The following is a 20,138-nucleotide window of genomic DNA, read 5'->3' on the forward strand; positions in this document are numbered from 1 at the left end:
CCTTTATTCAGTTAATTTTGTAATTAAGAAATTATCTGTTGATTTTTTGTGCAATTTTGTCATATTTGCGAATAATATTGAAGTTACTATCTTTCGAGCGAACATATCCTTCATGACTGTAAACTTCAGAAATGATTTTGTGACCCTTTTTAGTCTTTGAAATTTTAATTAGTGCGTTAGCTATTTTATTTTGCCATTTTGGACTCATATCACCACGAACGGTAACTGTGTCATTAGGAATTTTAGCAGTTGTATAAATTGGAACTACTTTTTGCATAATATCAGGAGTATCTTTTTGAACAATTAAACGTGCCTTCTTGAATGCAAAAGATGCGTCTGTATCACCATTATAGACGGACAAAACTCCTTGATCATGTCCTTTAACTTGCACAGTTTTGATTTTATTTTTATTAATATTAACCCCATGTTGATACATTTCTACTGCCGGATAGATCCAACCAGCAGAAGAAGTGGTGTCTTGAACTGCAATTGTTTTGCCCTTTAAATCTTTAATGCTTTTTATTTTACTGTTTTTCTTAACAAAAATTTGTGAACGGTAATAGTTAACTAACTTTTTACCTTCTTTAGTACCACTATTATTAGATCCATAACGTAGTGCTTGCAAAATAACTTTATCATGGTTTTGTTTATGGGCAACTACGTAAGCATCTGGTGGTAAAAAGCCAACATCGACTTTTTTAGAACCCATAGCTTCTACAATTGTATTGAAGTTAGTAGAAACACTTACTTGAACAGGAATTCCTAGTTGCTGTGATAGTAACTTCTCTAGTGGCTTTGCTTTAGATTCAATACTACCAGCATCCACTGATGGTACAAATTGAACTGTAAGTTTTTTCGGAGTATACGAGCTAGCTTGAACAGTAGTAATCAGACTGTTGCCAATGAATAGACTAACCAATATTCCTAAAAGTACACGTAATTTTTTAATACCTTTAAACATAGCGACCTCCACAAGTTTTCTTAAGTACAATGAAATTATAATCGATAAAACGAATAATATCAATTTATTTTTATATATAATACGTATTTATCTATATATTATAACTGAATTATTTTATTTATTAAAAATAATAGCATAAAACACAAATATTATTTTTATAATGATTTATAACCTTAGCTTTTGCAAACACTTGACAAAAATCAAGTTAGCTAGTAAGATTGTTCTTGCGTTTTTCTTTAAGGGGGTAGTTATGGATAGTAAATCTTTCTTGCATTTTGAAATTGGTTTTTACCGATTAAAACGCCGTTTGCTACAAGAATTTTTGAAGCCATATAATTTAAAAGTGTTTGATGGTTTATTGATGACAATGGTGGCTGCTCGCCCGGGAAGCAGCCAAAGTGAAATTATTAAACATGTGATGGCTGATGAAGCTAGTGTAGCACGCAGTTTGCGTAATCTGGAAAATCAAAAACTCATTGTGCGCCAAGAAGATCCTGACAATCACCGCAAAAAATTGGTATTTCCGACTCAGCAAGCCCAAAAAATTTTTAATGCTTTAAATAGTTTTTTGGATGAATGGGATCAGGTGATTTTTAATGATTTAACCGCTCAAGAATTAGAGACTTTAGACTCTTTAATTAAAAGAGTTGAAAATGATTTGAAGAAAGTTGATTATCAACAATTAATAGGGGAATTAACCCCAAAATAGTAAAAATGAGGTGTTGTTATGAGCAAAGCTGTCGATATCAATGGCAAGTCATTTAATAAAATTGCAATGGTAATAACTTTATTAGCGGGAACTTTTTGTACGGTTTTAAACGGAACGATTCTCGCAACAGCTTTTCCAACTTTAATGAAAGCTTTTGATATTTCAGCGTCTACGGTACAATGGCTCACAACCGGTTTTATGATGGTTAATGGAGTTATGATTCCAATTAGTGCATGGATTAGCACACGAGTTAATTCAAAAGTACTTTATATTAGTGCAATGAGTATTTTTCTCATTGGGACAATAATTTGTTATTTTGCTAATAGTTTTGGCATGCTGCTCAGTGGACGTTTAATTCAAGGTGTTGCTGTGGGAGTAACAATGCCCTTAATGCAGACAATTATGTTAACAATTTTTCCACCGCAAAAACGGGGAATGGCGATGGGGTTAGGTGGTTTAGTTATTGGGTTAGCCCCAGCTATTGGCCCCACTTTATCAGGCTGGGTAATTGACAATTGGACTTGGCGTGATTTGTTTAGTATTATCATTCCGATTGTTGCCTTAGTTGTAATTGCTAGTTTTTTTACGATGCATTCAGTATTGAAAACATCTAATAATTCAATTGACGTTTTATCCATTATTGAATCAACTTTTGGTTTTGGTAGTTTGTTGTATGGCTTTTCTGCCGTGGGTGATCATGGTTGGACGGCCCCACTTGTTTATGGTTCTATTTTATTAGGATTAATTTTTATAGGATTTTTTGTGTATCGTCAATTACATTTGGATAATCCCTTTTTACAATTGCGCGTTTTTCAATCACCAGAATTTTCTCTTTCAGTTGTATTGTCATCTGTTACTAACATGGCAATGATGGGTATTGAAATGATTTTGCCTTTATATTTGCAGATGATTAAGGGTCTATCTGCCTTTCATTCTGGATTAGCCTTGCTTTTGGGAGCTTTAATTACTGGGGTTATGAGTCCCGTAACAGGAGCTGCCTTTGATAAATATGGAGCAAAGCGTTTAGCGACCACAGGCATGTTTTTCTTAACGGCGGGCACTGTGCCATTTTTATTTATTACTAATGAAACTTCAACTCTGTATATTGTTGTTTTGTATGCCTTTCGAATGTTTGGAATTTCGATGGTTAATATGCCAGTTACGACTTCAGGCATGAATTCATTGCCTTTTAATTTGATTAGTCATGGAACAGCAGTTAATAATACGATACGTCAAGTTTTCACTTCGATGGGAACGGCAGTCTTGATTAGTGTTTTAACTAATGTTACTAACACCTTAAAGCCAGCTCATAGTCTATTAGCAGCTACACCTATTGCTTATAAAAATCAAATGTCCAATGCAACAATTATGGGTTATCGCGCAGCTTTTGGTGTCTCAGTGGCCTTATGTTTAATTACATTTACTTTATCCTTTTTCTTAAAGGATAAAAAGCGTTCTGTTGATTTACAACCGGAGGTGAAATAAATGATTATTGTTTTGTTAGTTGTAATTACTTTAATCACTTACTTCGGTGGTGTTTATGTAAGAAATCGCCATACTGCTAATTGGATTAGAGTTATTGGTGATGTTTTGATAGTAGGCGTGTTAGCGTTAATGGTTGCCAATGATACTTATCACTTTGGTATGCAGCCAAAAACGCAAACGTCAACTATGGCAATGACAAGTGTTAATCGCAGTTCTCAAATGCCGATGTTATTGTATCAATCACTGGGTACCAGTGGTAAAAATAAAGTTTATCTTTATAAAACAAGCTCTACTGCTAAAGTTCAGCATACTAACCCTGAACAAACTAGCGATCAAATAATTAGGACGAATGCTCAAGCACGTTTAGTTTCTCAAAAAAAAGTATGGTCTTATAAAAATGGGTTTTATCGAACTTTATTTGGTATTTCTGGAAATGAAGGAGAACATATTCAGACCACAAATAAATTTTTTGTACCCCAAAATTGGGCTATCCTATCTACCAAACAGGCCAAAAAATTAGCTCGCAATTTGCGTAATCCGCAAATGCAAAAGCAACTAACCCAGCAAGTGCAACATAAGTTACTAGTAACTTTACAAAAACAGCCCACAATGACTAAAGCTCAACAACGGGTTTTAGCAGCCAAGTATCAACGCCAGGCTGTTGAAAAATTAGCTCAATAAGAGCATCATTATAAATGATTAAGATATTTTTAATACAAAGGGACTGAGACGGTTATTGTCTTAGTCCCTTATTTTCCAAATAAATTAGGCAAAAGTTAGTAAAGTTACATTTTCAGGGGTCGCATTTTAGAATAATCTTGTGTATTCTTGTTTAAAAAGGGGAGATTAAGCGGATGTCCAAGTTAGCCTTAATTGATATTGGTTCCAATTCTATTCGAATGGTACTGTATCAAATCAATGTTAAACAACAAGTAAAAGAGCTTAAGCGCTACCGTCATTTTGTACAATTGGCTAAAGATATGACCGCAACAGGGGCAATTAATCAGGCCAATTTTACTGCAGGAATTCAAGTTTTAAAAAACTTTCAGCAAATTATTACGGAACAAAAAGTTGATCAAGTTATTGCTACGGCTACAGAAGCTATTCGCCAAGCCAGCAATCAAAAAGATTTTATTCAAGCTGCAAAACAGCAAGCCCAAATTGCCATTATAGTTTTAACTGGACAACAAGAAGCCGAATATGATGCCATTGCCATTAAAACTGATTTACATTTAACTGATTTTTTATTTTTAGATACTGGTGGTGGCAGCTTTGAAATGGGAGTGGTCCAACAGCAAAAGCTGATACAAGCAGATAGCTGGCCTTACGGAGCAGTTAAACTATATGATTATTTGAATAACCCTCAACAACTAACAATAGCGCAAATTAAAAATGTCCAACAATTATTGCAACAGAAGTTGCAAAAAATCAATTCACAAAATATTAAACGGTTGGTTGTGATTGGCGGAGTACATCGAGCGTTATTTACGATTATGGACCAACCAGATTCGCACTGGCTGGCCCATGATAAAGTTGAATCTTGGGTGCAATTGCTCCAACAAAATTCTTTGCAGCAAAATTTGACTTTGGAACGGATAGAAGCCCAACGAGCACCGTTTATACCAGCAGGCTTATTACCATTAAAAACCGTAATGGAATATTTTAATGTCAAGCAAGTTTGCTTTAGTAAAGCAGGTTTGCGTAATGGGATTTTGCAAGAATATTTAGAAAAAATGAATGAGAAAAATTAATTCTCATTCATCCATATAGTTTGCTGAGGCAAAAATTTTTATCCGCGATAAGGTAAAATTAGCTTTTGATGTTCTAAAATATGTCCTTCCATTGCATGCTGCAGTTCATTCATCCAAAAACCAGCCTTAAGATCAAGTTTTTTATCTAAGGCATAAAGACGCAATTCATAATTATGAATTCCACTTGGGGGAGTTGGTCCTACGTAGCGCTGATTAATACTTGCATCAGCTTCATTAATATAAGGACTAGCAGTGGAATTCTTACCTTGAATAAAGGAAAACGGTTGTTGTTGGCTGGCGTTTTCGGGTATTCCTTGGATATTGATAGGTAAATTAGCTGCAGTCCAGTGAATCCACTGAAAACCGGCTACCGGAATAGAGTCAGGATCAACGAAAGTTAAGGCTAAACTAACTGCTTGTTCTGGAAGATTACTGATTTTAATGGGGAAAGAGCGTAAAGGATGTTGATTTTTAAAATCGGCAGCTGCCCCAAATTTACCATATTTGGCAGGTAAGCGACCTTGATCTAATGCCACTTCAATTTTCATTTATAAAAACTCCCTTCAAGATAAATGCTATAATCATACTATAATTGTACAATCAGTGAGGAAAGTTATGCAAATAACACAATTTAGCTCTAAAGTTCAAGAATTATATCATCAGATACAACAACAAGTACAAGCCAAAATAATTTTACAGGATAATGGCCGCCAAGAAGATTGGCTGGCCTTTGATCAATCTGGTCACAAAAGAGATCATACCGGTAATATTTACCTGGAAATGGCCCAATCATCGAATCCTGATTTTACCTTAGCACATGAATTACGTCACATTCAAATGGAAATGAGTAATTTTGCAGAGATTAGTTTTCCCATTACAACTACTAAACCTGAGTTTGATCAACAATTACAAGCTACTGCCGTTTCTTTATTAGGTAGTGTGGAGCATGTCTTAATTATGCAACAACAACGTGCTGCTGGTGAAATCACCAATCAAGTTAAGTCCGATTTTATCGCAGGATTAGCACAAAAAGTTGAACCTGAAACACCAGCTACAGCACAATATTTTGTTTTTCGTATTTTGATGCTGTTGGATGCTTTGACTTTTAGTGAAGGCCAAGACTGGAATCATTGGGAAAAGCTTTATCCTCAATCCTGGTCCGCGGCTAGTTTTTTGTACCAAAGTATGACCAAACGCTTAACTGCCAATGCTTTTGCAGTGCGCCGTCAAGAAGTCAATTTATTAAGTGAGTTTAATCAACTTTTACACAAACAAAATTATCAAGATTTACCATATACTGATTTTGTTGCCATTGCTCCTATTCTCAGTGAACGCCAATTACGTTTGACCTTAGAACAAGTATTCAAAATCAAGCATGCCGAATTTTTAGATCGACAAACTAATCAACGAGCTTTTATCTTAATTGGTAATAATGATCAACAAAGCGTGGGCACTTTAAACTTACAACAATTAGATCCTACACAATATCAACGGCTTTATCAGATTAATGTTCAAGACTTTTTAAAGGCCCAACAAATTCACTATTTAATGCGCACGTAAGGGGGTAGTTATAGTGAAAGATTTGAATCAAGCATTACAGCAAGCACAGTATGTGGTGTTCATGACAGGAGCAGGAGTGTCAACAGCCTCAGGAATTCCTGATTATCGTTCTGAAACGGGCGTTTATGCTGGTAAACATAATGCGGAATATATGTTAAGCCATGATAATTTTATTCAACATCCAGCAGATTACTGGCATTTTGTTCAAGAAAATCTTTATTTTCCAGAAGCTCAACCCAACATTATTCATCAAAAAATGGCCCAAATTGCCAATCAAAAGGGTTGTGTCATCACCCAAAATGTTGATGGCTTAGATCGCAAGGCTGGTTGTCAAAACTTAATTGAATTTCATGGAACTTTATATGATACTTATTGTACTAAATGTGGACAAGCAGTAGATTGGCATGAATATCGTCAAGATTATCGCCATCAAAATTGTGGAGGCATCATTCGCAGTTCTATTGTACTTTACGGTGAGAATATCAATGAAAATCATGTTTCACAATCATTACAGGCAGTAGCGCAGGCCGATTTAATAGTAGTTGTAGGAACTAGCTTTCAAGTTTATCCCTTTGCTGGTTTGATTCAATATCGCCAGCCCCAAGCACAGTTAATTGCTGTTAACAAAACACCATTATCAATGCCTAATAATGGGGAAATGATATTGGGTGATGCGGTTAAAGTTTTTGAGGAGGTACAAGTGTAAATGGCTGAATTAATTGATTATGATGCTCAAATGATGAATTTGGACCAACAAATTCTCCAATTGTTTGTTAAAAAATTAGATTTGGCTCAAAAGTCAGTTCGACAAAAACAAATTCAAGGTGAATTATTATCTACTAGAGGACAAGATATTGAAGCTGATGCCACCCAATTAGACTTAATACAACGTCCAGAATATCGAGAATATTTAAAAGATTTACTACGAGATTTACGAATTGTCACTCGACAATATCAAGCTAATCTTTATCGCCAACAGTCTACATCATCTAAGTAAGGTATACTAGGTAGATAAAGTCTTTTTTGTCTATATCGGTAATGCTATAATTTATAGCAATAATTAAGGAAGTGAGCAGTGAATTATGTCTGAAAAACCAACTTTTTATATTACAACACCAATTTATTATCCTTCAGGTAAATTAACCATCGGCAATTCTTATACAACTGTGGCTGCTGATACATTAGCCCGCTATAAGCGCTCGCGCGGTTTTGATGTTTTCTTTTTGACAGGAACAGATGAACATGGTTTAAAAATTGAACAAAAGGCGGAGTCTCAAAATCTCTCCCCCCAGGCCTATGTGGATAAAATGGCCACTCAAATCAAGGATTTATGGAAATTTTTAGAAATTTCCAACGACAAATTTATTCGAACTACAGATCCTGAACATGTAGCTGCAGTTCAGAAAATTGTTCAAAAATTGATTGATCAAGGTGACGTTTATCTTGGAGAATATACAGGCTGGTATTCTTTAGATGATGAAGAATATTTTACCGAATCACAATTAGCCCAAGTATATCGTGATGAGCAAGGGAAAGTTATTGGAGGTTTAGCTCCTTCTGGTCATGAAGTTAAATTAGTCAAAGAACCATCTTATTTCTTTAAAATGAGCAAATATGCTGATCGATTATTAAAATATTATGAAGATCATCCTGATTTCATTCAACCGCAAACACGGAAAAATGAAATGATTAATAACTTTATTAAACCTGGTTTAGAAGATTTGGCAATGTCACGGACAACCTTTAATTGGGGAGTTCCGATTCCCAGTGACCCTAAACATGTAGTTTATGTTTGGGTGGATGCCTTATTGAACTATATTACAGCTTTGGGATATGGCAGTTCTGATCAAAGTTTATTTGAACGTTTTTGGCCTGCAGATGTGCATTTTGTGGGCAAAGAAATCATGCGCTTTCATACAATTTATTGGCCGATTATCTTAATGGCTTTAGGATTGCCATTGCCCAAACATATTTTTGGTCACGGCTGGCTATTAATGAAAGATGGCAAAATGAGCAAGTCCAAAGGTAATGTTGTCTATCCAGAAATGTTGGTAGAACGTTATGGCTTAGATGCTTTACGCTACTATTTAATGCGTGCAATTCCTTTTGGCAGTGATGGGGTCTTTACACCTGAAGATTTTGTAGAGCGGATTAATTATGATTTGGCTAATGATTTGGGTAATTTGTTAAATCGGACAGTAGCAATGATTAACAAATATTTTGACGGGACAATGCCTACATTACAATTAGGTCAAACTGACGTTGACCAAGACCTAGAAGCTGTAGTTCAACAAACTATAAGTGACTACGATGCTGCTATGAATAAATTTGAATTCTCGACGGCTTTAGATGCCACGTGGAAGTTAATTGCCCGGACCAATAAATATATTGATCAAACCGAGCCTTGGGCATTAGCAAAAGATTCAACGCAGACAACACGCTTGGGTAATGTATTAGCACATTTAGCGGAATCTTTGCGGATAATTGCAATTTTAATTAGTCCTGTTATGACTCATGCACCGGCCAAAATTTTAGAACAATTGGGAATGACAATGGCTGATTTAAAGACGGTGGAATTTGGTCATTTACCAAAGACTCAAGTTGTAGCTAAGCCAACACCGATTTTCCCTCGCTTGGATATGGAAGTGGAAGTAGCTTACATTAAACAAAAGATGGTTGAACAACAGCAAAAGGCGCAGGCTTCTGGCAGTCTCAAAACGTCAAAATCGGCTGCTGCTAAAGCTGCTGTAGCAAAATCCGAAATTACGATTGATGATTTTAATAAAATCAAAGTTCAAGTAGTTGAGATTTTAGATGTACAAAAAGTTGCTGGAGCTGATCGTTTATTGCAGTTTAAATTAGATGATGGTAGTTCGCAGCCACGGCAAATTATTTCTGGCATTGCCGAGTTTTATCCAGAACCGGAAAAGCTAATTAAGCAAAAGGTACTCGCAATTACTAATTTGAAACCACGGAAAATGCGGGGTGTGGTGAGCCAAGGCATGTTATTATCAGCTGAGCATGACGGGCAAGTACAATTAGTAACAGTACCACAAAGTTTAGTAAACGGCTCTAGCGTAGAATAATAAAATTAAGCGAGGTTAACTGTGAAAATATTTGATGCGCATACGCATTTAAATGATGAACCATTTGCGGGTAAAACTGATTATTACTTACAACGGGCTCAAGAATTAGATGTTTTAGAAATGGCAATCATTGGCTCGAATAAGTTGTTTAACCAAACCGCAATTGAATTAGCTCAAAAATATCCCCAATTGCATGCGGTCATTGGCTGGCATCCTGAATTTGCCAATGAATATGATCTTACAACAGAACAAGAACTTATCGCACAATTGCAGTTAGATGAAGTTATAGCGATTGGTGAAATTGGATTAGATTATCATTGGCCGCAAAATCCGCAACCAGCACAGCAAAAAGAGTTATTTGCTCGACAATTAGATTTAGCTGAACAATACCAGCTTCCAGTCAATATTCATACGCGGGATGCTTTTGCTGATACGTATGCAGTCTTAAAAGCTCATCAGCCACACTATGGTGTGATTATGCACAGTTTTAATGGTCCATTAACGTGGTTGTCTAAATTCTTAGATTTGGATTGTTATATATCTTATAGTGGGGTAGTTTCTTTTAAAAATGCTCCAGATGTGCGAGCAGCCGCCCAAAATACTCCAGCCAATCGACTATTAGTAGAAACAGATGCTCCTTATTTAACTCCAGAACCACATCGTGGTGAACAAAATGAGCCCGGATTTACACATTATGTAGCGGCTGCGGTTGCGCAATGTCGACAAGAAACTTTGGAACAAGTAGCTGCTAATACCTGGAAAAATGCACATGAGGTTTATCGTTTGAATGAAAAAAATTAAAGAAGTTATTGTGGTAGAAGGCCGTTCTGATACTGCTCGCTTACGTCAGGTTTTAGGCGATGTGGATACAATTGAAACTAACGGTTCGGCCATTAATGAAGATACTTTAAGGCTAATTAAGCAGGCTCAACAAACGCGGGGGGTTATTGTCATTACTGATCCTGATTTCAATGGTCAAAAAATTCGTCAAAAAATTGTTGCAGCTATCCCCACAGTTAAACAAGCTTTTTTACGGCGTCAAGATAGTGTACCAACTAATCAACATGGCAGCTTAGGTCTAGAACACGCTAGTGCAGCTGTTATTAAACAAGCACTGCAAACAGTCTATACTCCCACTAGTCATATTAAGGCTTTGATTAGTAAAGAAGAATTAGTTGAACTAGGACTTTTAGGAGGAGCTGATGCGCAAAAATTGCGTTCTTTGGTAGGCGATTTGCTGCACATTGGCTATGCGAATGCTAAACAGCTGCCTCGAAAATTGGCCATGTTTGCTATTTCAAAACCGCAGTTAAGCGCTGCTGTAAAACAAGCAAAAGAGGAATTATATGGTAGTTGAAAAGTTTGATATAGCAGATCCTGTGCGGACACAGGCAATTTTAGATCGTTATCAAATACAAGCTCATAAATCTTTGGGCCAAAATTTTCTCCGTGATCCCCACGTGATTGATCAAATTGTTGCTAGTGCTCAGATTCACCCTCAAGATATTATTTTAGAAATCGGTCCTGGCATTGGGGGACTAACACAGCAATTGGCTAAAGAAGCTAAGCATGTTTATGCTTGGGAAATTGATCAGCATTTAATTCCTATTTTGCAAGAGAATTTGGCAGCAATGACCAATATCACTATTATGCAGGCAGATATTTTAAAAGTTGACCTACCAAAATTCTTTGTAGAACATAATTTACAACAAAGTTCAGTTAAAGTCGTTGCCAATTTGCCGTATTATATTACGACGCCAATTTTATTACGCATATTGCAAGCTGATGTCCCTTTAAAACAATTAGTCTTAATGATGCAAAAAGAAGTAGCCGAGCGAATTTGTGCGCGTCCCAGACATAAAGAATACGGTGCTTTAAGCGTGGCAGTACAAACTAAGAGTGCAGTCGAAATCACTCAAATTGTGTCACATGAAGCTTTTGTTCCCCAACCTAAAGTTGATTCTGCAGTGGTTAGTTTTGATTTGTTAGCCGATTTACCGGTTAAAGTAACGGATTATGCTGCTTTGATGAAATTTGTTCAAGCAATTTTTCGCCAAAAACGCAAAACGCTCTGGAATAACTTATTGGTATACGTTGGTAAAACAACTACGCACAAAGAACAATTACAATTAATTTATGATCAATTAGAATATCCAACGAATATCCGAGCGGAAGAACTGAGCTTAGAACAAATTGTACAGTTGCAACAGTTAGTTGCAGAGCAAATTACCCTTTAATAAAAGTTATTTAAATGAGATTTTCTCATTAGATTGAAGTTTATTAATTATTGTGTTATAATATCCCCGCGAAGGGGTTGAGTTTATGCCAGCATCATTTGCTTCAATTAAGCGCGACTTAGATGGCCACATCGGTGATGGTATCACTGTTGTGGCCCAAGCTGGTCGCAAACGTGTTACCCGCCGTCATGGGAAATTAGCCGAAACATTTCATTCTGTTTTTGTCGTGGACTTAGATCCGACGGAAAATTCTTTTGAACGGGTTTCATATAGTTATGTTGATTTATTAACAAAGTCAATTGAGTTGACTTTTGATTAAGATTGCTACGGCAATCTTTTTTTGTGCAAAAATTCCTTCATAATTGATAAAATGTTCGGATTATCGGTTATAATAAAACTAAATCGAAAATTAAGCAGGGACATTTTATGAAAATACGAAGAAGTGAACGGTTAGTCGGAATGACACATTATCTAGAAAACCAACCGTATCGTTTAATTCCATTACCAATTTTTGCCAAAAAATATCATGCAGCCAAGTCTTCTATCAGTGAAGATATTACAATTTTAAAGCATGCTTTTTTGGTTAATAATATTGGTTATATTGAAACTTTGCCAGGTGCTGGGGGCGGAGTCATATTTACACCAGGAATAAATCAAGAAACTGCGACCCATTATTTGACAGAATTACAGCAAAAGCTCTCTGATCCACAACGAATATTACCCGGAGGATATTTATATTCTTCTGATATCATTGGTGATGCCACATTACTTCGCAAAATTGGTTTACTAATTGCTACGCGCTATGCTGGTCAAAAAGCAGATGCAATTATGACGGTAGCAACCAAAGGAATCCCTATTGCTCAAAGTGTGGCTTATTACTTGAATATTCCTTATGTGATTGTGCGTCGAGAATCTAAAGTCACTGAAGGTCCTACATTAAGTGTTAATTATGAATCGGGATCTTCTTCTAGAGTAGAAAAAATGGAACTTTCCAAGCGGAGCTTGCCACAAGGAGCTAAAGTTATTGCAGTGGATGACTTTATGAAGGGTGGCGGAACTGTTAGTGGAATGCGGAATTTGGTGCAAGAATTTGCAGGCGAATTAGTCGGAATTAGTGTTTTAGTAGACTCTAGCACGCAACAATCTAATAAGGATACCAACGTAACTACCTTACTAAATGTTCAACATTTAGATGCCAAAGTACCAGCATTAACTGTGGGCTTAGGTAATTATTTACAAGTGACTGATTTTAGTCATTTTAATGGGTAAGTAAGACACAGTTTTTTCATTTTTAACAAAATATTGAGCCAACTTCCAGATTAAGGTATGATATCTATGGAAAATTATCACGATTGAAGGGAATTTATGATGGCAAATCGTTTTACCGTAATTTTAGCTGCAGGAAAAGGAACACGGATGAAATCCCATCTCTATAAAGTTTTGCATCCAGTCTGTGGCAAAGCAATGGTAGATCATGTTTTAACGCAAGTAGAACAACTGCATCCAGCTCAAATAATCACGGTAATTGCTACTCATGCTCAAGCTGTTCAAGACCTATTAGGCTCGCGGACGCAATACGTTGAGCAGACAGAACAGTTAGGCACAGCGCATGCTGTTTTGCAAACCGAAAAACTCTTAAGTCAACACTCAGGTACGACATTGATTATGAGTGGGGATACGCCGCTTTTTACAGCTGCAACTTTGGAGCAGTTATTTGCCTACCATGAACAGCAGCAAGCGCAGGCAACTATTTTAACCGCCAAAACGCAAAATCCTTTTGGCTATGGCCGGATCATTCGCGATGATCAAGGTCAAGTTAAGAAAATTGTGGAACAAAAAGACGCCAGTGCTCAAGAACAATTAGTTCAGGAGATAAATACTGGAGTTTATTGTTTTGATAATCAAAAGCTGTTCCATTACTTACATCAAGTAAATAATGATAATGCACAAGGAGAATATTATTTACCTGATGTGATTGAATTAATGCAAAAAGATCATGATCGCGTTAGTGCTTACTTAATGGATGATTTTGAAGAATCATTAGGCGTTAATGATCGAGTAGCTTTGGCACAGGCTACTAAAATAATGCAAGCACGTATTAATCGTCAACATATGCAAAATGGAGTCAGCTTAATTGATCCTGAGCATACCTTTATTGATGAAGGTGTGCAAATTGGTTCTGATACAGTAATTGAGTCGGGGGTAGTAATTAAGGCTGGTACTCAAATTGGGCATAACTGCTATATTGGTGCTGGGTCTCGTTTAGATGCTGCCGTCTTAGAAGATAATGTGCACGTAATGAGTTCGACAATTGAGAAGTCTGTGATGCGGCATGATAGTAATATTGGACCGAATTCACATTTACGTCCGCAATCTGACATTGGTCCAGAAGTTCATATCGGCAATTTCTGTGAAGTCAAAAATGCAACTCTTGGTGCACGTACTAAAATGGGACATTTGAGTTATGTAGGTGATGCAACTTTAGGCAGTGATATTAATATTGGTTGTGGTGTAGTCTTTGTTAATTATGATGGTCAAAGAAAATGGCACACTGATATTGGCGACCATGCATTTATAGGAAGTAATGCTAATATCGTGGGACCTGTGAAGATTAGTGACCATTCCTTTGTGGCTGCTGGTTCCACAGTGACGGGTGATGTGCCGCAGCATGCAATGGCAATTGCTCGTGCACGACAAACAAACAAAGATAATTATTGGTCTAAATTACCTTTGTCTGATGATCCTGATTGGCAATAATTCTGTTGTAGTTGAATAATTAAATAAGGAAAGTTGAGAGAGTAATGTCGATAAATAAATCTGAATGTGAAATGAAGCTTTTTGCGTTAAATTCTAACAAACCTTTGGCTCAAAAAATTTCTGAAGCAGTGGGGGTTCCTCTAGGTAAGTCGTCTGTTAAACGTTTTAGCGATGGTGAAATTCAAATTAATATTGAAGAAAGTATTCGTGGCGCTGAAGTTTTTATTATTCAATCTACTTCAGCTCCAGTGAACGACAACTTAATGGAATTGTTAATTATGATTGATGCCTTAAAACGGGCATCAGCTCAAATTGTTAATGTAGTTATGCCTTATTATGGTTATGCTCGTCAAGATCGCAAAGCACGTTCCAGAGAGCCAATTACAGCTAAACTAGTTGCCAATATGTTAGAAAAAGCTGGTGCCGATCGAATTTTAGCTTTAGACTTGCATGCGGCTCAAATTCAAGGTTTCTTCGATATTCCAGTAGACCATCTTTTAGGGGCTCCTTTATTAGCTGATTATTTCCTAGAAAATCATTTAGATGAAGATGCTGTGGTAGTTTCACCAGATCATGGTGGAGTAGTTCGGGCTCGGAGGCTAGCAGAATTTTTAAAGGCTCCAATCGCAATTATCGACAAGCGCCGGCCTAAGCCAAATGTTTCTGAAGTAATGAATATCATTGGTGATGTTAAGAACAAACGTGCTATTATTATTGATGATATGATTGATACAGCTGGAACTATTACTTTAGCAGCACAGGCGTTAATGGATGCTGGAGCCAAAGAAGTTTATGCTAGTTGTACACATGGAGTTCTATCAGGTCCAGCAATGGAACGACTTGAACAATCTCCTATTAAAAAAGTGATTGTAACAGACTCTATTCAATTACCAGCTGCTAAAAAAATTGAAAAAATGGTAGAAATTTCAGTTGGACCTTTAATTGGCGACGCCATTAAGCGAATTTATAAGAATGAACCAGTCAGTCCGTTATTCAATAACAGATATAAAAGACATTAATAAAACAACTTTTACCAACTAAAAATCCAGAGTTACTAGTTATTCTAGCTAGCAACTCTGGATTTTTTAAGATAGAGATTAATTATTGCAGAAAATTTAAAACGGTTGCGATATCGGTTTTAACGCCATTAATTAATGCCTTTTCATCAATTATAAATTGAGGACTATGATTAGCGTATTTGTAACCTTCTGCTGCCAAACCGCCTCCCAAAATAAAGTAACAAAGAGGCGCTAATTTACCATAAGCCGAAAAATCTTCACTAGCTGATGTTTTGCCAGCGGTGGTAACTAGTTGTGGTCCGAGAACTTGTTGGGCACTTTGATAAACTAACTTACTTAAGGAAGAATCGTTAATAACGGCATCATAGTAGAATTGATAGTCTAACTCTGGAGTGGCACCATATGTTTGACAGGTATTTTGGACAATCGCCTTAATTTTTTGAGCTATAATCTGACGAGTGGTTTGATTAACAGAGCGAATCGAGGCACTCAAATAAGCTGTATCAGCTATTACATTCGGAGCACTTCCAGCCTTAAATTCTCCAATGTTAACAACGTTTAATTCATCTGGCGCCGTCAAACGCGAAACTACAGTTTGAATTTGGTTAATAATTTCGTTGCCAACAATAATTGGATCAATGCTATTTTGAGGCATCGATCCATGACCACCTTTGCCTTGAATTGTTAATTTCATAACGTCTGATGCTGTGGAAACTGGTCCACCTAAAACGACATTAATACTGCCGGTTGGTAAAAATGGAATAATGTGCAGTCCAATAATAGCATCGATATTTTTTAAATAACCACTTTGAACAATTTCTTGGGCACCACCTGGCGGTGTTTCTTCGGCGTGCTGAAATAAAACCTGTACCGAACCGGAAAATTGATTTCGTAATTGGACTAAGACTTTTGCAGTTGCTAGTAAGATTGCCATATGAGTATCATGGCCACAAGCATGCATTACTGAAGGTGTTTGGGAAGCAAATTCTAATTTTGTTTCTTCTTGGACTGGAAGTGCATCGATATCAGCCCGGAGTAAAATTCTTTTGCCAGCACTTTTACCAGTAATAGTACCTAAGACACTTGTAGGCGTGGGTTGCTCAATTTTAATATCGCCAAAAGATTTTAATTGGTGAATTAAATAATGGCTAGTTTTTTCTTCGTGAAATGAAAGCTCAGGATTTTGATGTAAATAACGCCGCCACTTAATCATTTCAGATGTGGGTATTAAATCAAACCATGATTTTGTCATAATGTTTCCTTTCTAAAATAATACATAGATTATTTTGTACTTCAGAACTATCTCTTAACTAAGGTTAATTCTATTATACTTATTATTTTATTTTTGTGAGCTATTTTGGTTTTGCTTGAGCAAATCACGGATTTCTTCTAAGTATTGTTCAGACATTTGTTCAGGACTGGGTTGTGCAGGTGCTTCATTTTGGGGATGGTGTAGTTTATTAATAGCTTTAACAATCAGAAAAACGACAAAGGAAATAATTAAAAACTCAATTACTGCATTTAAGAAATCACCAATCTTAAACATACCAATTGTTAAAGATGATAAATTAATATGGCCTAAGAATAAGCCAATAAAAGGATTTAAAATATATTTAGTAAGGGCGCTGACAATTTTATTAAAAGCACCCCCAATAATAACACCAACAGCCAAGTCGATGACATTGCCTCGAGAAATAAATTCTTTGAATTCTTTTAACATGATAAAACTCCTTTTGTAATTATTATTTTAAAGCACCATTAATAATTTGTGCTTGAAATTCTTGTAAATACGGTGCAAAAGTACTGCTTTCGGGATTGGCTAACATTTCTTTTGGAAAATAAAAGCGGTGATCACCACTTTCTCGTCCACTCAAAGCTTTTACTAGTGGACTAATAGTTGATAACTCTTGCAAAGTGCCATCCGGTTGTTGTAATTCAATCTGGGTTTTGGGTTCTTTAGATGATGGTCGATATAAGTCATAGGGCAAATCAAAACTATTATTAATTGCAGTATAAAAGTTTTGATCAAAACCGGAATTTTGTATTAATGCTTGTAGTTGCTTAATTTCAACTTGTTGTGCGGGTGCAAAGGTAATAGATTTGAAGGGCCGGCGATCCAAAAAACGATGAACTAAATCACGTAAGATCGTATCCGGATGATCACGCCAAATATTAAAGTAAGTATTTAAGACATCATCATCTAAGCGTACATAATCACTAACTGTAATTTGGTTCTCAAAAAAAGGAATCAGCAGACTCGGCATTTCAAAGCTATCCATATCTCCGCGTTCGTATAAAAATTTGGCCCGATGCAATAATTGCATTAAAACCACTTCCATTCCGCGTGATACGGGATGAAAATAAACCTGCTGATACATTTGAAATCTAGACACAATATAATCCTCAACCGCATGCATACCATCAATATTAAAGGCAATACCACCGGCGTAGGGGCGAATAACGCGCATGATACGCGTTAAGTCAAACATACCATATTGAGTGCCAGTATAATAAGCATCCCGCAACAGATAATCCATTCGGTCAGCATCAATTTGGCTGGAAATCATTTGCACAACTTGCATATTAGGATAGGTTTTAGCAATAACACTGGCCACTTTATCCGGAAAATCAAGACTAACTTGACGTAAAATTTGATTAACTTGGGTACTAGAATCCGTAATAATTTTACGAGTCCAAGCTTCATGATCTGTCTTAAAAATATGTTCAAAAGTATGTGAATAAGGACCATGACCAATATCATGTAATAAGGCTGCACATAATGCTACCAGACGTTCTTCGTCGTTCCAAAGACCATCTCCTGCATGTTTTGTCGGATAATTATGCTCAAAAGTATCACAAATCCGGCGAGTTACTTCATATACTCCTAAACAATGGCTAAAGCGTGAATGTTCTGCACCATGAAAGGTAAAAGAAGTGGTTCCTAGCTGCTTAATTCTGCGTAAGCGCTGAAACTCTGGTGTATTAATTAAATCTAAAATAACTTGGTGTTGAACGTGAATATAGTTGTGAACCGGGTCGCGAAAAACTTTTTCACGTGCTAAAAGGTCATTTTCCATTAATTATTTTCCTCCAAAATAACCTTATTTAGACGTTGTTGTTTGGCGTGTTCTTTATTTATGATAGCTTGAAAGTCAGGCTGTTGTTTAAGTAGTTGTGGTGTTAATACTTGTAAATCTACTGGTGTAGCTTTATAAGCCGCCAGTAGTCGTTTTTTACAATCATTAACGGTAATTGGTGTTGATAAAAAATCTTGAATATTGGCCATAGTTTCGGGCCAAATTAGAGGGTAGGTATCATTATGAGTTGTATTAGCCGCTTGATAAAATTGTTGTAATAATTGACCACGGGCTGGTTGATTGCCGTTAACGGATAAATAAATCATTACAACGACAGCTTCATGTTGGCGTCTTTGCGCAATCCCGCCAATTTTTTGTCCCTGAACAACAATATCATAATCTCCTGGACAATAAGAATGTTCTACTTGATAATGTTCTAAATTAAGTTCACCAAAAGCTGCTTGTAAATAATCAAACGCTTGTTGGTAAGCTTGATCAATGGTGAGAGATGTTTTTTGGGGAATAAAAAAACTGATATTTAAAATTCCTGGTTCGCTAATAACGGCCAATCCACCTGAATTACGAATAAAGGCATGATAGTGAAAATCATGCAATAAACTAATACCTGCTGGTAAATCAGCTAAGTGTTTGTCTTGCAGTCCTAAAATAACTGTTGGCAATGTCTGCCAAAAATGTAAAATGGGTTGCTGCTTGTTACTGCATAACTGTAATAAATAATTAGTTTCCGGGAAGATGTTTGCTAATTCTATTTGATTTTGATAATTATAATCATAAATCCAAGCTTTTTTTGTCATATCTTATCCTCATTTCACTAATCTATTTTTAGTTTAATTAAAATTGGGCATAATTACAATTAGATACTGGCAGATATCCAAAAAATTCAGTGTTTATTTGGCATTGTTAATTTTTAATAGTTATAATAAAAGAGAATATTTATAATTAATGTAGAAGGTGAAACCATGACGCAGCGGCAAACTCAAAATGTCCAAATACAGTTAGCCATTCAAACAACTCAAGATGGTCATACAGATAATTATGCGATTACAGAGGTTGGGCAAGCAGTTAAGATTGGTTCGCAATTATATTTACGTTATCAAGAATCTAATTCTCATCAAAAAATTAAAGTACTTTTTAAAGTTTCAGAGGATAATTTATTGACAATCAAGCGTTCAGTTGATGCGCAAGTGCCTACCAAATTAGTTTTTAATCGTCAAAAAGATCAGCTTATTGATTATCCTACAGCTTATGGCAATTTATCTTTAGTTACACATACTCATAAAATGCGGCTTTTAATTTCTCAAGCCCCAATTTCTGGTAAAATTGAATTAGATTATTCTTTAAGCAGCCAAAATAATTTAGTGGCAGATTATAAGTTAAGATTGATTTTTAAGTGATAAATCGTTAATATTAAAGACAGACTGTTGAAAGGACGTGGACGTAGTTGGCTTTAGAACTCAAGCAATTCGACGGTGAAA

At 36.1% G+C, this 20,138-nt stretch carries 22 protein-coding genes; 16 read left to right on the forward strand and 6 right to left on the reverse strand.

The features are described 5' to 3' along the window. Positions 1-31: 31 nt before the first annotated feature. Positions 32-961, reverse strand: coding sequence for a phosphate/phosphite/phosphonate ABC transporter substrate-binding protein (locus DS830_RS00210; protein WP_118907869.1), 930 nt, complete (start codon positions 959-961; stop codon positions 32-34). A 250-nt stretch (positions 962-1,211) separates the two neighbouring features. On the opposite strand from DS830_RS00210, the gene DS830_RS00215 reads away from it, so the two are divergent. The 4 genes from DS830_RS00215 to DS830_RS00230 all read left to right on the forward strand — a co-directional run bounded on the left by DS830_RS00215 (position 1,212) and on the right by DS830_RS00230 (position 4,906). Further along, entirely contained in the window at positions 1,212-1,670 is a 459-nt protein-coding gene (locus DS830_RS00215) for a MarR family winged helix-turn-helix transcriptional regulator (protein ID WP_162887458.1), read from the forward strand. A gap of 18 nt (positions 1,671-1,688) precedes the next feature. After that, on the forward strand, positions 1,689-3,155 hold the full coding sequence (locus tag DS830_RS00220; protein ID WP_118899590.1) for an MDR family MFS transporter: 1,467 nt from the start codon (positions 1,689-1,691) through the stop codon (positions 3,153-3,155). After that, positions 3,156-3,836, forward strand: a complete 681-nt coding sequence (locus DS830_RS00225; RefSeq protein WP_118907871.1) for a DUF4811 domain-containing protein — start codon at positions 3,156-3,158, stop codon at positions 3,834-3,836. A gap of 173 nt (positions 3,837-4,009) precedes the next feature. Beyond that, positions 4,010-4,906: a Ppx/GppA phosphatase family protein gene (locus DS830_RS00230; protein WP_118907872.1), complete on the forward strand. Its 897-nt coding sequence runs from the start codon at positions 4,010-4,012 to the stop codon at positions 4,904-4,906. Positions 4,907-4,944: 38 nt separating this feature from the next. On the opposite strand, the gene DS830_RS00235 is transcribed toward DS830_RS00230, so the two are convergent. Next, positions 4,945-5,454: a YbhB/YbcL family Raf kinase inhibitor-like protein gene (locus DS830_RS00235; protein WP_118907873.1), complete on the reverse strand. Its 510-nt coding sequence runs from the start codon at positions 5,452-5,454 to the stop codon at positions 4,945-4,947. A 67-nt stretch (positions 5,455-5,521) separates the two neighbouring features. On the opposite strand from DS830_RS00235, the gene DS830_RS00240 reads away from it, so the two are divergent. The 11 genes from DS830_RS00240 (at position 5,522) to DS830_RS00290 (ending at position 15,565) form a co-directional block, all read left to right on the forward strand. Then, complete coding sequence (locus tag DS830_RS00240) at positions 5,522-6,466, forward strand: hypothetical protein (RefSeq protein WP_118907874.1); 945 nt, start codon at positions 5,522-5,524, stop codon at positions 6,464-6,466. Between the two features lie 13 nt (positions 6,467-6,479). Next, entirely contained in the window at positions 6,480-7,172 is a 693-nt protein-coding gene (locus DS830_RS00245) for an NAD-dependent protein deacylase (protein WP_118907875.1), read from the forward strand. Further along, the gene (locus DS830_RS00250; RefSeq protein ID WP_118899579.1) at positions 7,173-7,463 is read left to right on the forward strand and encodes a hypothetical protein; all 291 of its coding nucleotides are present in this window, start codon (positions 7,173-7,175) and stop codon (positions 7,461-7,463) included. It begins immediately after the preceding gene. A gap of 85 nt (positions 7,464-7,548) precedes the next feature. After that, positions 7,549-9,552, forward strand: coding sequence for a methionine--tRNA ligase (gene metG, locus DS830_RS00255; protein ID WP_118907876.1), 2,004 nt, complete (start codon positions 7,549-7,551; stop codon positions 9,550-9,552). Positions 9,553-9,573: 21 nt separating this feature from the next. Then, positions 9,574-10,353, forward strand: coding sequence for a TatD family hydrolase (locus DS830_RS00260; protein ID WP_118907877.1), 780 nt, complete (start codon positions 9,574-9,576; stop codon positions 10,351-10,353). Next, positions 10,340-10,909, forward strand: a complete 570-nt coding sequence (gene rnmV / locus DS830_RS00265; RefSeq protein WP_118899574.1) for a ribonuclease M5 — start codon at positions 10,340-10,342, stop codon at positions 10,907-10,909. The genes DS830_RS00260 and rnmV overlap by 14 nt, the downstream gene beginning before the upstream one ends. After that, positions 10,899-11,789, forward strand: a complete 891-nt coding sequence (gene rsmA, locus DS830_RS00270; RefSeq protein ID WP_118907878.1) for a 16S rRNA (adenine(1518)-N(6)/adenine(1519)-N(6))-dimethyltransferase RsmA — start codon at positions 10,899-10,901, stop codon at positions 11,787-11,789. The genes rnmV and rsmA overlap by 11 nt, the downstream gene beginning before the upstream one ends. A gap of 85 nt (positions 11,790-11,874) precedes the next feature. Further along, positions 11,875-12,108 carry a Veg family protein gene (locus DS830_RS00275; protein WP_118899570.1) on the forward strand — a complete coding sequence of 78 codons (234 nt, stop codon included), beginning with the start codon at positions 11,875-11,877 and terminating at the stop codon, positions 12,106-12,108. A gap of 107 nt (positions 12,109-12,215) precedes the next feature. Beyond that, entirely contained in the window at positions 12,216-13,058 is an 843-nt protein-coding gene (purR, locus tag DS830_RS00280) for a pur operon repressor (protein WP_118907879.1), read from the forward strand. Positions 13,059-13,157: 99 nt separating this feature from the next. Then, the gene (gene glmU, locus DS830_RS00285) at positions 13,158-14,546 is read left to right on the forward strand and encodes a bifunctional UDP-N-acetylglucosamine diphosphorylase/glucosamine-1-phosphate N-acetyltransferase GlmU (RefSeq protein WP_118909067.1); all 1,389 of its coding nucleotides are present in this window, start codon (positions 13,158-13,160) and stop codon (positions 14,544-14,546) included. Between the two features lie 44 nt (positions 14,547-14,590). Continuing rightward, complete coding sequence (locus DS830_RS00290) at positions 14,591-15,565, forward strand: ribose-phosphate diphosphokinase (RefSeq protein ID WP_118899566.1); 975 nt, start codon at positions 14,591-14,593, stop codon at positions 15,563-15,565. A gap of 82 nt (positions 15,566-15,647) precedes the next feature. Here the strand turns inward: DS830_RS00290 and DS830_RS00295 are convergent, their stop codons facing one another. From DS830_RS00295 to DS830_RS00310, 4 genes are all read right to left on the reverse strand, one after another. After that, complete coding sequence (locus tag DS830_RS00295; RefSeq protein ID WP_205526788.1) at positions 15,648-16,817, reverse strand: M20 metallopeptidase family protein; 1,170 nt, start codon at positions 16,815-16,817, stop codon at positions 15,648-15,650. Between the two features lie 87 nt (positions 16,818-16,904). After that, positions 16,905-17,285 carry a large conductance mechanosensitive channel protein MscL gene (mscL, locus tag DS830_RS00300; protein ID WP_118907881.1) on the reverse strand — a complete coding sequence of 127 codons (381 nt, stop codon included), beginning with the start codon at positions 17,283-17,285 and terminating at the stop codon, positions 16,905-16,907. A gap of 22 nt (positions 17,286-17,307) precedes the next feature. After that, entirely contained in the window at positions 17,308-18,642 is a 1,335-nt protein-coding gene (locus DS830_RS00305; RefSeq protein ID WP_118907882.1) for an HD domain-containing protein, read from the reverse strand. Beyond that, positions 18,642-19,457 (reverse strand): lipoate--protein ligase family protein, encoded by an 816-nt coding sequence (locus DS830_RS00310; protein ID WP_118907883.1) that lies wholly within the window; start codon positions 19,455-19,457, stop codon positions 18,642-18,644. Before DS830_RS00310 ends, DS830_RS00305 begins: the two co-directional genes overlap by 1 nt. Positions 19,458-19,622: 165 nt before the next feature. On the opposite strand from DS830_RS00310, the gene DS830_RS00315 reads away from it, so the two are divergent. Continuing rightward, positions 19,623-20,057: a YwiB family protein gene (locus DS830_RS00315; protein ID WP_118899556.1), complete on the forward strand. Its 435-nt coding sequence runs from the start codon at positions 19,623-19,625 to the stop codon at positions 20,055-20,057. Positions 20,058-20,138 lie beyond the last annotated feature (81 nt).

Origin of the sequence: Bombilactobacillus bombi, from assembly GCF_003522965.1 — a bacterium.
GTDB lineage: Bacteria > Bacillota > Bacilli > Lactobacillales > Lactobacillaceae > Bombilactobacillus > Bombilactobacillus bombi.